At 53.0% G+C, this 13,670-nt stretch carries 18 protein-coding genes; 10 read left to right on the plus strand and 8 right to left on the minus strand.

What is annotated here, in order from left to right; genetic code table 11:
• Positions 1–25 precede the first annotated feature (25 nt).
• The 6 genes from lptB to C7434_RS12100 are packed head-to-tail and all read right to left on the minus strand — an operon-like array spanning position 26 to position 4,421.
• Positions 26–751, minus strand: coding sequence for an LPS export ABC transporter ATP-binding protein (lptB, locus tag C7434_RS12075; RefSeq protein WP_006121735.1), 726 nt, complete (start codon positions 749–751; stop codon positions 26–28).
• 5 nt (positions 752–756) lie between these two features.
• Positions 757–1,311, minus strand: coding sequence for a lipopolysaccharide ABC transporter substrate-binding protein LptA (gene lptA / locus C7434_RS12080; RefSeq protein ID WP_033739170.1), 555 nt, complete (start codon positions 1,309–1,311; stop codon positions 757–759).
• The gene (lptC, locus tag C7434_RS12085; protein ID WP_006121737.1) at positions 1,280–1,861 is read right to left on the minus strand and encodes an LPS export ABC transporter periplasmic protein LptC; all 582 of its coding nucleotides are present in this window, start codon (positions 1,859–1,861) and stop codon (positions 1,280–1,282) included. The genes lptA and lptC overlap by 32 nt, the downstream gene beginning before the upstream one ends.
• Positions 1,858–2,424 (minus strand): 3-deoxy-manno-octulosonate-8-phosphatase KdsC, encoded by a 567-nt coding sequence (kdsC, locus tag C7434_RS12090; protein WP_039338895.1) that lies wholly within the window; start codon positions 2,422–2,424, stop codon positions 1,858–1,860. Before kdsC ends, lptC begins: the two co-directional genes overlap by 4 nt.
• A gap of 13 nt (positions 2,425–2,437) precedes the next feature.
• Positions 2,438–3,424 (minus strand): arabinose-5-phosphate isomerase KdsD, encoded by a 987-nt coding sequence (gene kdsD / locus C7434_RS12095; RefSeq protein ID WP_006121739.1) that lies wholly within the window; start codon positions 3,422–3,424, stop codon positions 2,438–2,440.
• A gap of 16 nt (positions 3,425–3,440) precedes the next feature.
• Complete coding sequence (locus tag C7434_RS12100; protein ID WP_006121740.1) at positions 3,441–4,421, minus strand: calcium/sodium antiporter; 981 nt, start codon at positions 4,419–4,421, stop codon at positions 3,441–3,443.
• A 212-nt stretch (positions 4,422–4,633) separates the two neighbouring features.
• Here C7434_RS12100 and mlaF point away from each other — a divergent pair, with 212 nt between their 5' ends.
• The 7 genes from mlaF to murA all read left to right on the plus strand — a co-directional run bounded on the left by mlaF (position 4,634) and on the right by murA (position 9,439).
• Positions 4,634–5,449 (plus strand): phospholipid ABC transporter ATP-binding protein MlaF, encoded by an 816-nt coding sequence (gene mlaF / locus C7434_RS12105; RefSeq protein ID WP_006121741.1) that lies wholly within the window; start codon positions 4,634–4,636, stop codon positions 5,447–5,449.
• Between the two features lie 4 nt (positions 5,450–5,453).
• Positions 5,454–6,236, plus strand: coding sequence for a lipid asymmetry maintenance ABC transporter permease subunit MlaE (mlaE, locus tag C7434_RS12110; protein WP_033739175.1), 783 nt, complete (start codon positions 5,454–5,456; stop codon positions 6,234–6,236).
• Positions 6,237–6,240: 4 nt separating this feature from the next.
• Entirely contained in the window at positions 6,241–6,792 is a 552-nt protein-coding gene (mlaD, locus tag C7434_RS12115; protein ID WP_033739258.1) for an outer membrane lipid asymmetry maintenance protein MlaD, read from the plus strand.
• Between the two features lie 15 nt (positions 6,793–6,807).
• On the plus strand, positions 6,808–7,440 hold the full coding sequence (mlaC, locus tag C7434_RS12120) for a phospholipid-binding protein MlaC (protein ID WP_033739260.1): 633 nt from the start codon (positions 6,808–6,810) through the stop codon (positions 7,438–7,440).
• Positions 7,440–7,736 (plus strand): lipid asymmetry maintenance protein MlaB, encoded by a 297-nt coding sequence (mlaB, locus tag C7434_RS12125; RefSeq protein WP_006121745.1) that lies wholly within the window; start codon positions 7,440–7,442, stop codon positions 7,734–7,736. Before mlaC ends, mlaB begins: the two co-directional genes overlap by 1 nt.
• Before the next feature lie 122 nt (positions 7,737–7,858).
• Positions 7,859–8,116 (plus strand): BolA family iron metabolism protein IbaG, encoded by a 258-nt coding sequence (ibaG, locus tag C7434_RS12130; protein WP_006121746.1) that lies wholly within the window; start codon positions 7,859–7,861, stop codon positions 8,114–8,116.
• Between the two features lie 63 nt (positions 8,117–8,179).
• Positions 8,180–9,439 (plus strand): UDP-N-acetylglucosamine 1-carboxyvinyltransferase, encoded by a 1,260-nt coding sequence (murA, locus tag C7434_RS12135; protein ID WP_006121747.1) that lies wholly within the window; start codon positions 8,180–8,182, stop codon positions 9,437–9,439.
• Between the two features lie 73 nt (positions 9,440–9,512).
• Here the strand turns inward: murA and C7434_RS12140 are convergent, their stop codons facing one another.
• Positions 9,513–9,794, minus strand: coding sequence for a helix-turn-helix transcriptional regulator (locus C7434_RS12140; RefSeq protein ID WP_133745496.1), 282 nt, complete (start codon positions 9,792–9,794; stop codon positions 9,513–9,515).
• Positions 9,795–10,015: 221 nt separating this feature from the next.
• The gene (ispB, locus tag C7434_RS12145) at positions 10,016–10,987 is read right to left on the minus strand and encodes an octaprenyl diphosphate synthase (protein ID WP_033739181.1); all 972 of its coding nucleotides are present in this window, start codon (positions 10,985–10,987) and stop codon (positions 10,016–10,018) included.
• Between the two features lie 255 nt (positions 10,988–11,242).
• Here ispB and rplU point away from each other — a divergent pair, with 255 nt between their 5' ends.
• The 3 genes from rplU (at position 11,243) to cgtA (ending at position 13,243) form a co-directional block, all read left to right on the plus strand.
• Positions 11,243–11,554: a 50S ribosomal protein L21 gene (gene rplU, locus C7434_RS12150; RefSeq protein ID WP_006121750.1), complete on the plus strand. Its 312-nt coding sequence runs from the start codon at positions 11,243–11,245 to the stop codon at positions 11,552–11,554.
• 15 nt (positions 11,555–11,569) lie between these two features.
• Positions 11,570–11,827 carry a 50S ribosomal protein L27 gene (gene rpmA / locus C7434_RS12155; RefSeq protein WP_006121751.1) on the plus strand — a complete coding sequence of 86 codons (258 nt, stop codon included), beginning with the start codon at positions 11,570–11,572 and terminating at the stop codon, positions 11,825–11,827.
• 243 nt (positions 11,828–12,070) lie between these two features.
• Positions 12,071–13,243, plus strand: coding sequence for an Obg family GTPase CgtA (gene cgtA, locus C7434_RS12160; RefSeq protein WP_033739183.1), 1,173 nt, complete (start codon positions 12,071–12,073; stop codon positions 13,241–13,243).
• The last annotated feature ends 427 nt before the right edge of the window (positions 13,244–13,670 follow it).

The following is a 13,670-nucleotide window of genomic DNA, read 5'->3' on the forward strand; positions in this document are numbered from 1 at the left end:
AACCATCAGTATTAACGACACCTTATCAGAGTCTGAACTCTTCACCCAAATAAACACGTTTAACCTGCTCATCTGCAAGGACTTCATTCGGCGTACCGTGAGCAATCAGGTTGCCCTGGCTGACAATATAGGCCCGTTCACAGACCGCCAGCGTTTCACGCACGTTGTGGTCAGTGATTAACACGCCAAGCCCACTGTCGCGCAGATGTTCAATAATCTTTTTGATATCAATAACGGAAATCGGGTCAACACCGGCAAAAGGCTCATCCAGCAGAATGAATTTGGGATTTGCGGCCAGCGCACGGGCAATTTCCACACGGCGACGTTCACCGCCCGACAGTGACTGTCCCATATTGTCGCGCAGATGTGCAATATGGAACTCATCCATGAGCTCATTCGCCCGATCCTGTCGCTGTTCTTCGGTTAAATCATCACGAATTTGCAGCACGGCCATCAGGTTGTCGTAAACGCTCAGACGCCGGAAGATTGACGCTTCCTGGGGCAGGTAGCCGATACCGCGACGCGCACGCGCGTGGAGCGGCAGAATACTGATGTCTTCATCGTCGATGACAATGCGGCCCGCATCGCGCGGAACAATCCCGACCACCATATAGAAGGTGGTGGTTTTACCGGCACCGTTTGGGCCGAGCAGGCCGACGATTTCACCGGATTTTACCTGCAGACTGACGTCTTCAACCACGCGACGGCCTTTGTACGCCTTCGCCAGGTTCTCTGCGATTAATGTGGCCATAGTGATCAGTTACTCTTTTTTTCGCTATTGGTTGACGCGGGCTTGTCCTGCAACTGCGATGGCACCAGAACTGTGGTCACGCGCTTGCTCTGGCCCTGGCTGTAAGCCTGCATTTTTTGCTCTTTGACCAGGTAAGTAATGCGGTCGCCTTTAATATTGCTGTCCAACTGCTCAATGTACGCATTGCCCGTCAGCTCAACAAAGTCATTAGCAAGCTCGTAATGCAGTTTGGACGCGTGTCCCTGTACCGGTTTACCGTTGTCCTGCATCTGATAGAAGGTCGCCGGATTGCCGTAGGCATCAACGATAGTTTTTTTGCTGTCGCCGCCCGGACGGGTCACCACGACTTTATCTGCCGTAATCTTGATCGACCCCTGAGTTACGACCACATTACCGGTAAAGGTCGCGACGTTGCCTTGCAGGTCCAGCGACTGATTTTCAGAGTCGATATTAACGGGTTTGTCCGAGTCACCGGTCAGCGCCAGCGCCGGCAGGCTGGCTGCAAGCAGCAGGCTGGCCAGTAAAAACTTAATGCTGTTTTTGTTCATTTTGAATTTCATAAGAGGTTTTGACCTTTTCGAGTAACTCGGCTTGCTTTGTCCGTAAATTTCCACGCATTTTCATGCCGGTAGAGTTAAAACTGCGGCCATATAACGTCACCTGATCGTCCGAGGCGACGTCCTGAGTGACAAGATTGACCTGAGCGTTATCCGTTTTGATGCGCTCCAGTTCAGAATCTGGCGCCAGCGCATTCAGCTCAACATGACCATATAAATACAGCATACGATCTTTAGTGAGCTTTGCTTTATCTGAACGTACCGTCCAGGTCGGCATTTTATTCTCGTCGTAGGTTGTCATGACCGGATTATCAAACCAGCTGGTTCCCGTATTTTCGAAATACGTAACTTTGTCCGAGATCAGCTTATAAGCCAGGCCACCCTGAGGGTTGTAAACTACGGTATGCGAATTGGCACTGGTGTAGGTTGGCGTTTGATCATTATTCATTACCGGTGCGCCATCGTCGCTGTCCCGGTTAGTGAAATTCCAGCCAATGAGCACCAGCGCAATCAAGGCCAGCCCCAACGTTATCCAACGCCTGCTTTTACTCATACTGATTGCCCTTTGGCATCCTCAAATTTATTTTGCGCCATCAAAATGAGATCGCACAGTTCACGCACTGCGCCGCGCCCACCGGCGATACGTGTGACGTAACGCGCTCGCGCTAACAGCAGCGGGTGCGCGTCGGCCACCGCTACGCTGAGCCCTACTTTTGCCATAACTGGCCAGTCGATCAGATCGTCACCAATATAAGCCACCTGCTCGTCAGAGAGCGACAGTGTATCCAGAAGTTCGCGATAGGCCAAAAGCTTATCTGATTGCCCCTGATAAAGATGGCGAATCCCCAGCGTTTTGCAGCGGTCTTCCAGTAACCGGGCCGTGCGGCCGGTAATAATAGCCACTTCAATGTCCGAGGTCAGCAGGCAACGAATGCCGTAACCATCGCGCACATTAAAGGTTTTCAGTTCTTCTCCACTGTTACCCATGTAGATCAGGCCATCAGACATCACGCCGTCCACATCGCAAATCAGCAGGCGAATGTGCCCGGCACGGGCCATAATGTCGGCACTGACCGGGCCGTAACATGTTTCTATAGCGGCAATCTCAGACTGCATTGTGTCTTCCTGTTTACACTACGCCTGCGCGCAGCATGTCATGCATATGTACCACACCCAGCAGATGGTCGTCATCGGCTACCAGCAGGGAGGTAATGTTTTTGGTTTGCATTAAATTCAGCGCATCGACGGCCAGCACGTTCGGACGTACGCGGATGCCGCCACGCGTCATGACTTCTGCAATGGTCGCTTTTTGAAAATCGATGCCCATGTCAAAGATGCGGCGCAGGTCACCATCGGTAAAAACGCCTTCAATCTTCATCAAATCGTCAACAATCACGGTCAGGCCCAGATTTTTACGGGTTATCTCCAGCAACGCATCCCGCAATGATGCATCCCGCGTGACGTGCGGTAACTCATCACCGCTGTGCATGATGTCGCTTACGTGCAGCAGCAGTTTACGGCCCAGCGCACCGCCCGGATGCGACAGCGCGAAATCTTCAGGCGTGAAGCCGCGTGCCTCCAGCAGGGAGACAGCCAGTGCATCGCCCATCACCAAAGCTGCGGTGGTACTGGTCGTAGGTGCCAGGCCCATCGGACAGGCTTCCTGCGGCACCTTGACGCAAAGATGAATATCGGCGGCCCGAGCCATGGCGCTTTCAGGTCGACTGGTCAGACAGATCAGTTTAATCTGCTGGCGTTTCACCACCGGAATCAGCGCCAGAATCTCGCTGGATTCGCCGCTATTGGAAATGGCAAGCACCACGTCGTCTTTACCCACCATTCCCAGGTCGCCGTGGCTGGCTTCCGCTGGATGCACAAAGAAAGCCGGCGTGCCGGTGCTGGCAAAAGTCGCCGCCATTTTTTTACCAATATGACCTGACTTGCCCATGCCCATAACCACCACTTTGCCCTTACAGGCATAAATCATGGCGCAGGCGTCGGAGAAGGCCTCGTTGATATACTGGTCAAGCTGCTCAAGGCCTTCGCGCTCAATGCGCAGAACCGTTTTACCGGCTCGCTGAAAATCAAACTCTACCGTTGGTTGCTGATGTGACATGGCAAATCTGTCCTTTTTAGCCGCCCATAAACGCTGGCTGTAGCCACAGCAACGTTACCCAGACGAAGAAACCACAGAGTAAAAGCGTCCCCGCCGTACGGCCAATGCGGCGGTGGCGCAACAGACAAAGCATGGCGAACAGTACGCTTACGCCAAGCATTATCCAGTAATCGCGTGCAAAAGCGTGATAATCGACGCTGCCGGGGTGAATCAGTGCCGGCAGGCCCAACACGATAGCGAGGTTATAAATATTGGCCCCAATCAGGTTGCCAATCGCAATATCATCTTCGCCTTTCAACGCACCGGCGATGACCGTGGCCAGCTCCGGCAGACTGGTGCCGACGGCGATAAGCGTCAGCCCCATAACCAGTTCACTCACGCCAAAGTAGTCGGCAAAGACCGTCGCATTATCAATCACCATGTGTGTTGACATGGGCAGGATAATCAGGGCGACAGCCAGCCAGAGAAAGGCCACGGTGTTACCCGTCTCTTCGCGTGGCAGCTCAGCCAGTTGTTCACGCGTCAGCGTATCGTTATTGTCATTTTCTGCTTTACGCGCGATGCGAATAGTCACAATCAGATAAATCGCGGCGATGGCAATCAGGGCGATACCGTCCAGTCGACTAAGATAGTTATCAAACAGCGTAATACCGCTCAGTAATGAGACCAGCACCATCAGCGGCAGTTCACGGCGAATTAAGTTGGAATGGATGCTGAGCGGATGCAACAGCGCCGCGCCGCCGAGAATCAAAAGTATATTGGTGATGTTCGAACCAAGCGCGGTGCCCACCGCCAGATCCATTTGGCCATACTGCGCAGCGGAGAAGGAAAGGATGATCTCCGGAAGCGAGGTACCGATACTGACGACGGTCATGCCGATGATTAACGGTGGGATCCCGAACGATCGGCAAAGTATTGCAGCACTAAACACCAGACGATCGGCACCATAAGCCAGTAAAAGCAGTCCGATAATCAGCAGTGCGGTTGCGACGAACATGAAAAATCCTTGCTTAAAACCCCTGTTGGCTTGCCTTCAGGTTCGATGTGACAAAACAGGCGCTGATTTTGACCGTCCGAGCGACAAAAGTAAATTTTATGACCGTTTTCGCCAAATCTTTGCATTAAGTTTCTGTAAAGCTATCGTGCGTTTAACCTTAACAGGCTACCATCGTACCCTATGTTTACGCCCGATCCGTAATAGAGGTGATAATGATCCAACAAAAAACGAACCTGGTTGAGGTTCGTGGCGTGAGTTTCTCACGTGGCGATCGCAAAATTTTCGACGATATTTCCCTTACGGTACCCAAAGGCAAAGTGACGGCGATCATGGGGCCGTCAGGGATCGGGAAAACAACGCTGCTGCGCTTGATTGGCGGGCAACTTCAGCCTGACAGCGGCGAGATCTGGTTCCGGGACGAGAACATTCCGACATTGTCGCGCACCCGATTGTATGAAGCGCGTAAAAAGATGAGCATGCTGTTTCAGTCCGGTGCACTTTTTACCGATTTAACCGTCTACGAAAATGTGGCCTGGCCGCTTCGTGAACACACACGGTTGCCGGCGGCGCTTCTGCACAGCACCGTCATGATGAAGCTGGAAGCCGTGGGGTTACGGGGTGCCGCGCAGTTGAAACCTGCGGAGCTTTCGGGCGGAATGGCGCGCAGGGTGGCCCTGGCTCGGGCTATTGCTCTGGAGCCTGAGTTAATTATGTTCGATGAGCCGTTTGTGGGTCAGGATCCTATTACCATGGGCGTACTGGTTAAACTGATTGATGAGCTTAACCATGCACTGGGACTGACATGCATTGTGGTGTCGCATGACGTGCCTGAAGTGTTAAGTATTGCCGATTATGCTTATATCGTGGCGGGACAAAAAATTATCGCGCACGGGACCACGCCCGATTTGCGTGCCAACAATGACCCACGCGTGCGCCAGTTTATCGACGGCATCGCGGACGGGCCCGTACCGTTTCGTTTTCCGGCGGGCGATTATTTGGCCGATTTAACCGGGTCAGGGAGAAGCTAAGCTGATGTTGTTAAAAGCACTGGCGTCATTAGGACGTCGGGGGATTGGAACCTGCGCCAGCTTTGGGCGTGCCGGATTGATGCTTTTTCATGCGCTGGTCGGTAAACCCGCGTTTCGCAAACACTTCCCGCTGTTAGTCAAACAACTCTACAGCATTGGCGTCCTGTCTTTGGTGATCATTGTGGTCTCCGGGTTATTTATTGGCATGGTGCTGGGGTTGCAGGGCTATCTGGTATTAAACACTTATGGTGCAGAAACCAGCCTGGGCATGTTGGTGGCACTGTCATTGCTACGTGAACTGGGGCCGGTTGTCACAGCCCTGCTGTTTGCCGGTCGGGCAGGGTCAGCGTTAACGGCTGAGATTGGGCTGATGAAGGCCACGGAACAGCTGTCCAGCATGGAGATGATGGCGGTCGATCCTCTGCGCCGTGTTGTCTCACCACGTTTTTGGGCAGGCTTTATCAGCATGCCGCTGCTGGCACTCATCTTCACCGCCATAGGGATTACCGGCGGCGCGCTGGTGGGCGTGAGCTGGAAAGGTATTGACCCTGGCTTCTTCTGGTCGGCGATGCAAAATGCCGTCGATTTTCGTAGCGATGTGGTTAACTGCATTATTAAAAGCGCCGTTTTTGCCGTCACGGTTACCTGGATCGCGCTGTTTAATGGTTACGATGCGATTCCGACCTCTGAAGGTATTAGTCGCGCCACGACGCGCACCGTGGTGCATGCATCACTGGCGGTCCTCGGTTTAGATTTTGTGCTGACAGCACTGATGTTTGGGAATTGATGCGATGCAAAGCAAAAAAAGCGAAATTTGGGTTGGCGTTTTTATGATCATGGCACTGTTAGCGGTGCTGTTCCTTTGCCTGCGCGTGGCGGATCTTAAATCGCTGGGGACAGAACCCACCTGGAAGCTGTATGCCACCTTCGATAATATCGGCGGCCTGAAAGTCAGTTCGCCTGTTAAAATTGGTGGTGTCGTGATTGGTCGGGTGGCAGATATTTCACTTGAACCGAAAACATTACTGCCACGCGTCACGATGGATATCAGCGACAAGTATGCCAACCAGATTCCGGACACCAGTTCGCTGGCCATCCGTACTCAGGGCTTGCTGGGCGAGCAGTTTCTGTCGTTAAACGTTGGCTTTGACGATCCTGAGCTGGGCTCGGCGATGTTAAACGATGGTGGCACGATACGCGATACCAAGTCGGCGATGGTACTGGAGGACCTGATAGGCCAGTTCCTGTATAAAAGCGGCGACAACAAAGGTAACAAGCAAACCGGTGACAGTAAGGATGCGCAGGGTGGCGATACTGCCGCTCCCGCAGCCGCTCAACCTTAACAGAGGGATAACATGATGTTTAAACGTTTTCTGATGATTGCCATGCTGGCGATCGCGCCATTGGCGGCGACAGCAGCCGATCAAAGCAATCCTTATACGTTGATGAATGAAGCGGCTAATAAAACTTTTACCCGCCTGAAAAGCGAGCAGGCGAAAATCAAGCAGAATCCCAACTACCTGCGTGATATTGTCCGCCAGGAGCTGCTGCCTTATGTGCAGATTAAATATGCGGGGGCGTTAGTCCTGGGCCGTTTCTATCGGGAAGCCACACCGGCACAGCGCGAAGCCTATTTTAAGGCTTTTGGTGATTATCTGGCTCAGGCCTATGGCCAGGCGTTAGCGCTTTATCACGGTCAGACTTACCAGATCGAACCTGCGAAACCGCTGGGCAATGCCAATATTGTCGCCATCCGTGTGACGATCATCGATCCTCAGGGCCGTCCGCCAGTGCGCCTGGATTTCCAGTGGCGTAAAAACAGCCAGACCGGTAACTGGCAGGCGTTCGATATGATCGCAGAAGGGGTCAGCATGATCACCACGAAACAAAATGAGTGGGGCGATCTGTTACGTACGAAAGGGATTGATGCATTGACTGCGCAACTTGAAGCGTCAGCGAAACAGCCAATCACACTGGATCAAAACAAATAATGCAGCCCTCACTGCACTGGAGCCGCGAGGCGAACACGCTACGGCTGGAAGGTGAGCTGGATCGTGACACGCTGCTGGATCTCTGGGAGCAGCGTGAAACGTTGATTAGCGGGGCGACGCTGATCGACGTTTCAGCTCTGGAACGGGTGGATACCTCAGGCCTGGCGCTGTTGGTCCACCTGCGGGAAATCGTCTCGCAGCAGGGCGGCGCGCTGCAGTTTGTTGGTATCGGTGACAAACTGCAGTCGTTGATCACCCTTTACAACCTGCAACAAATTATTGTTTCTGCGGATTAAAGCGCCTGTATTCGCCTTCTCAGCCTTAGCCCCGGTCGCCGACAGGGGCTTTTGCGTATTTAAGAATCAGGCACTTTCCTCTACTATGTCAGCCTTATTATTATTAAGTGAAGTTAAGAGCGATGGAAAACAGTGAAATTCAGGCTGTGCTGATGGCAGCACTGCCTTTAGAAGAAGTTCATGTCATGAGCAACGATGGCAGCCATTTCCAGGTGATCGCCGTGGGCGAACTGTTTGGTGAGTTAAGCCGCGTTAAGAAACAGCAGGCTGTTTATGCGCCGCTGATGGAATTCATTGCGGATAACCGCATTCATGCGGTATCCATCAAAACCTACACGCCTGCAGAGTGGGCGCGTGACCGTAAACTGAACGGTTTCTGATCCCCGCAAGGGCTGCGCCACCTGCGCGACCGTTTAATAGCCAGTTAATTGAGAACCGTGTTAATGGATAAATTTCGTGTGCAAGGCCCCACCCGTTTAAGTGGTGAAGTCACCATTTCCGGGGCGAAGAACGCCGCACTGCCAATTCTGTTTGCAGCTTTACTGGCCGAAGAGCCGGTTGAGATTACGAATGTGCCGAAGCTGCGTGACATCGACACCACTATGAAGCTGTTAACCCAGTTAGGTGCGAAGGTTGAGCGCAACGGTTCCGTTCACGTCGATGCCAGCGGCGTAGACGTTTTTTGTGCACCCTATGACCTTGTGAAAACCATGCGTGCCTCTATTTGGGCGCTTGGTCCGTTAGTGGCCCGTTTCGGTCAGGGCGAAGTCTCACTGCCTGGTGGTTGCGCCATCGGTGCGCGCCCGGTAGACCTGCATATCTCGGGTCTTGAGCAGTTGGGTGCCGAGATTAAGCTGGAAGAAGGCTATGTAAAAGCCTCAGTTAACGGTCGCCTGAAAGGGGCGCTGATCGTGATGGATAAAGTCAGCGTAGGCGCGACGGTGACCATTATGAGTGCCGCGACGCTGGCAACCGGGACCACGGTGATTGAGAACGCGGCGCGTGAACCTGAAATCGTGGATACCGCCAATTTCCTTAATACGCTGGGTGCAAAAATTTCGGGCGCAGGCACGGATAAAATCACCATTGAAGGCGTTGAGCGTCTGGGCGGTGGGGTTTATCGCGTCCTGCCAGACCGTATTGAGACCGGCACCTTCCTGGTGGCGGCTGCTATTTCGGGGGGGAAAGTGCTGTGCCGCAATGCGCAGCCTGACACCCTGGACGCAGTGCTGGCGAAACTGCGTGATGCCGGTGCAGACATTGAAACCGGTGAAGACTGGATCAGCCTGGATATGCACGGTAAGCGCCCTAAAGCGGTCAACGTGCGTACCGCTCCTCATCCGGGGTTCCCGACCGATATGCAGGCGCAGTTCACCCTGCTGAATTTGGTCGCGGAAGGCACGGGGCTAATCACCGAAACCATTTTTGAAAACCGTTTTATGCACATCCCTGAACTGATTCGTATGGGTGCTCACGCAGAAATTGAGAGCAATACCGCAATCTGTCACGGTGTGGAAACCTTGTCGGGCGCGCAGGTGATGGCGACGGATCTCCGTGCATCGGCAAGCCTGGTGCTGGCAGGGTGTATTGCGGAAGGCACAACGCTGGTCGATCGCATTTACCACATCGATCGGGGTTACGAGCATATCGAAGATAAGCTAAAAGCGATGGGCGCAAACATCGAGCGCGTCAGCGGCGAATAGTGTTTCGGACAGGCCTGTAAAAAACCAGCCTGGCATACGGGCTGGTTTTTTTTCGTCTGGCACTAACCCGATGTTAGTTTTTGGTCGTCTGATCGGACGATCGCACACGTTTTTTTCGATCCAGTAGGCTGTTCGTTTCAGGATCGTAATAGCGGCTTGGCCATATCTCTGATGGGTGGACATTGATCGCATCAGCAATCAGCCATTTCCCTTTTGGCCATGGCCGTGAAAGGGCGTTAGCCAGTGTTGATGAGCTTAATCCTGCCTGGCGGGACAATGCCGCCAGCGTTGTACCACGTTTGCGCAGTGCGGCAATAATATCGGCAGGATGCCAGTCCTCTGTCCTTTTTTGCATTACTGTTTTCTCCTTGTCAGTGCGAAGCGCGCGGGGGGATTCTGACGTGCTTTAAAATACATCTGGAAACTTATGGTGGTTTATATCAGAAAGTTTCCATAAGGTTCCAGTAATATTTCCGTAAGCAGACAGAACTGCGCGGCCTGACGCAAAAGGATGGTAATGACTGCAACAGCGGCGGGGGAAAGAAAGAAGACGAGGCCGTCAGGCCCCGTCAGCGATTAGAAATCGCGTTGAACCGACATGTGAGCCAGAGATTCCAGCGCTGTGCGCCATGGGGTTTCAGGCAGGATTTGTAATGCCGTGATGGCTTTATCCGCTTCCTGCTCAGCACGCTTGCGCGTCCATTCCAGAGAGCCGCACTGGTTCATCGCTTCCAGAACGGGAGCCAGTAAATGGCGGCCGTTCCCCTGTTCAATCGCCTCACGGATCATTTTAGCCTGTTCAGGCGATCCGTTGTTCATAGCATGAAGCAGAGGCAGCGTGGGTTTACCTTCGCTGAGATCGTCACCGGTATTTTTGCCCAGGGTTTCACCATCGGCACTGTAGTCCAGTAAGTCATCGATTAACTGGAAAGCCGTTCCCAAATAACGTCCGTAATCCTGCAGCGCTTTTTCCTGCGCTGGCGTCGCTTCCGCCAGAATCGCCGAGGCCTGAGAGGCGGCTTCAAATAAGCGCGCGGTTTTGCTGTATATCACCCGCATATAGCTCTCTTCGGTGATGTCGGGATCGTTGACGTTCATCAGCTGGAGCACTTCTCCTTCAGCGATCACGTTCACCGCCTCGGACATCAGCGCCAGAATGCGCAACGAGCCCATGCTGGTCATCATCTGGAAAGCGCGGGTATAAATAAAATCACCGACCAGTACGCTGGCCGCGTTACCAAATGCGGCGTTCGCGGTGGCTTTTCCACGGCGCATATCGGATTCATCCACGACATCGTCATGCAACAGCGTGGCGGTGTGGATAAATTCGATTAGCGCCGCGTTGGTCACGTGTAAATCGCCCTGGTAACCCATGGCGCGAGCAGACAGCACGGCAATCATGGGCCGGATGCGTTTACCGCCGCCACTGATGATGTAATAACCCAGCTGGTTGATGAGCGAGACATCTGAATTCAGCTGGTCGAGTATGGTCTGGTTAACGGCAGCCATGTCCTGTGCGGTTAATTCGTTAATCTGTTCTAAGTTCATTCGTCTTTTCAGCTATGACTCGTTTCTCTGCCATGGTAAGCGGTTTTACCCAGCCAGCGTTCAGTAATCTGTTACTGATTGTACTTGAATTTTCAGGTTGAGAAACGTTTGCATTGAGCCTGTGTTTTTTTTCTGCAAGAGTGTGCAAAGTGCTCTTGTCTTCTGTTTGAGTTTTGCGTAGAATTCGCGCCCTATTGTGAATATTTAGCGCGCCGCCTGATGAACTAAAAGGCAAGCGCAGAAGCGGAGTTTTATATGTACGCGGTTTTCCAAAGTGGTGGTAAACAACACCGAGTAAGCGAAGGTCAGACCGTTCGCCTGGAAAAGCTGGACATCGCAACCGGTGAAACCATCGAGTTTGACCAGGTTCTGATGATTGCAAATGGCGAAGACGTGAAAATCGGCGCGCCACTGGTTTCAGGCGGTGTGATCAAGGCAGAAGTTGTTGCTCATGGTCGTGGCGAGAAAGTTAAAATCGTTAAGTTTCGTCGTCGTAAGCACTACCGTAAGCAAGCTGGCCATCGCCAGTGGTTCACTGATGTGAAAATCACTGGTATCACGGCGTAAGAGGAGATCTGACAAATGGCACATAAAAAGGCTGGTGGTTCGACTCGAAATGGTCGTGACTCCAATGCAAAACGTCTGGGTGTAAAACGTTTCGGTGGTGAATCTGTTCTGGCAGGTAGCATCATCGTTCGTCAGCGTGGTACCAAATTCCACGCCGGTAACAACGTAGGTTGTGGTCGTGACCACACTCTGTTTGCTACCGCAGACGGCAAAGTAAAATTCGAAGTTAAAGGTCCGAACAACCGTAAATACATCAGCATCGTTGCTGAGTAAGGTTGTCGTGACGCAGACGGTTACCGTCTGAACGCACGAATTGAAGGCCCCGCAACTCTTGCGGGGCTTTTTACATTCTGCGACCTGTCGCCAGACAGGCGACATAGCCTGGCTGCGTGTTGTACACTTTATGTACATGCTGGCGAGAGCCAGTTTTGATTTATCCGCCGCTGGTCAGCGCAGAACGACCCTGGCGGACCCGTTTGCAGCCTGTTGCAGACGATTGTGTGACGGAGAAAGAAAATGAAGTTTGTTGATGAAGCGACAATTTTGGTCGTCGCAGGTGATGGCGGTAATGGCTGTGTCAGTTTCCGCCGTGAAAAATATATCCCAAAAGGCGGCCCGGACGGCGGTGATGGTGGTGACGGCGGTGACGTATATTTAGTCGCTGACGAAAACCTTAACACCCTGATCGATTATCGTTTCGAAAAATCTTTCCGCGCTGAGCGTGGTCAGAATGGTCAGAGTCGCGACTGTACCGGTAAACGCGGCAAAGATATTACGATTAAAGTCCCCGTCGGAACCCGCGTTATTGACCAGGGAACGGGCGAGACACTGGGCGATATGACGCGTCACCAGCAGACGCTGATGGTGGCAAAAGGCGGCTGGCACGGTCTGGGTAACACCCGTTTTAAATCCTCGGTCAACCGTACCCCACGGCAGAAAACCATGGGCACCGCAGGCGAGAAACGTGACCTGCAACTGGAGCTGATGCTGCTGGCTGACGTGGGCATGCTGGGCTTACCGAATGCCGGTAAATCCACCTTTATCCGTGCGGTTTCCGCTGCCAAGCCGAAAGTGGCTGATTATCCTTTTACCACCCTGGTACCCAGCCTGGGCGTTGTACGTATGGACAGTGAGCAGAGCTTCGTCGTCGCCGATATTCCGGGGCTGATTGAAGGTGCTGCAGAAGGCGCCGGTCTGGGGATTCGCTTCCTGAAACATCTGGAACGCTGCCGTGTTCTGTTGCACCTGATTGACATCGCCCCGATTGACGAGAGCGATCCGGTTGAGAACGCCCGTATTATTCTGGGTGAGCTGGAAAAATACAGCGATAAGTTATTCAACAAGCCGCGCTGGCTGGTGTTTAACAAAGTCGATCTGATTGATGAAGAAGAAGCACAGGCGCGCGCAAAAGCCATTGCTGAGGCGCTGGGCTGGGAAGAGAAGTACTACCTTATTTCGGCGGCCAGCCGTCAGGGCGTGACCGACCTGTGCTGGGATGTGATGAGCTTTATCAACGCCAATCCGAAAGAAGCGGACGTTGAAGAAAAACAGCCTGAGAAAGTGGAATTCATGTGGGACGACTACCACAAAGAAGCCCTCGAGAACGCGGCTGTTGAAGACGATGAAGAGTGGGATGACGACTGGGATGAAGATGACGACGAAGGCGTCGAAATCATTTATCAGCGTTAACACACTTTGCTGCCCCCTTCTGCCGGAATGGGGGCAGTATTCTTTCCGGCCTGTCTTTGACCGCTATCACGCCTTGCCGTTGATAACTCAAATGCCGCAGGCAGTGGACAAACCTCCTGCTACCCGCTTCGACGTATACGCCGAAATCCAGCGGGCAGGCGCTGGGTTCACCCGCGCAGCCCTGGCGTATGTCTGCCAGTTTCTTCATACAGCCTACATTTCACCATGCTTTCCCTCCTTCGCATAAAAGCCTGAGGTTCGCTTATGTGGCTAACGTATCGCGGCTCACGGCGTGTTTAATGGCCCGTGGCGTCAGCCCGAGGAACGTCACTAACGCGATGGCAGTAAGAATAAAACAGTGAGGGAAAGGGGAAGGGCGAACGCCTGTCAGGGCAATAAAAAAGCGCAGCGGCGTTGATCCCACTGC

Source organism: Pantoea sp. PNA 14-12 (assembly GCF_004364735.1).
GTDB lineage: Bacteria > Pseudomonadota > Gammaproteobacteria > Enterobacterales > Enterobacteriaceae > Pantoea > Pantoea stewartii.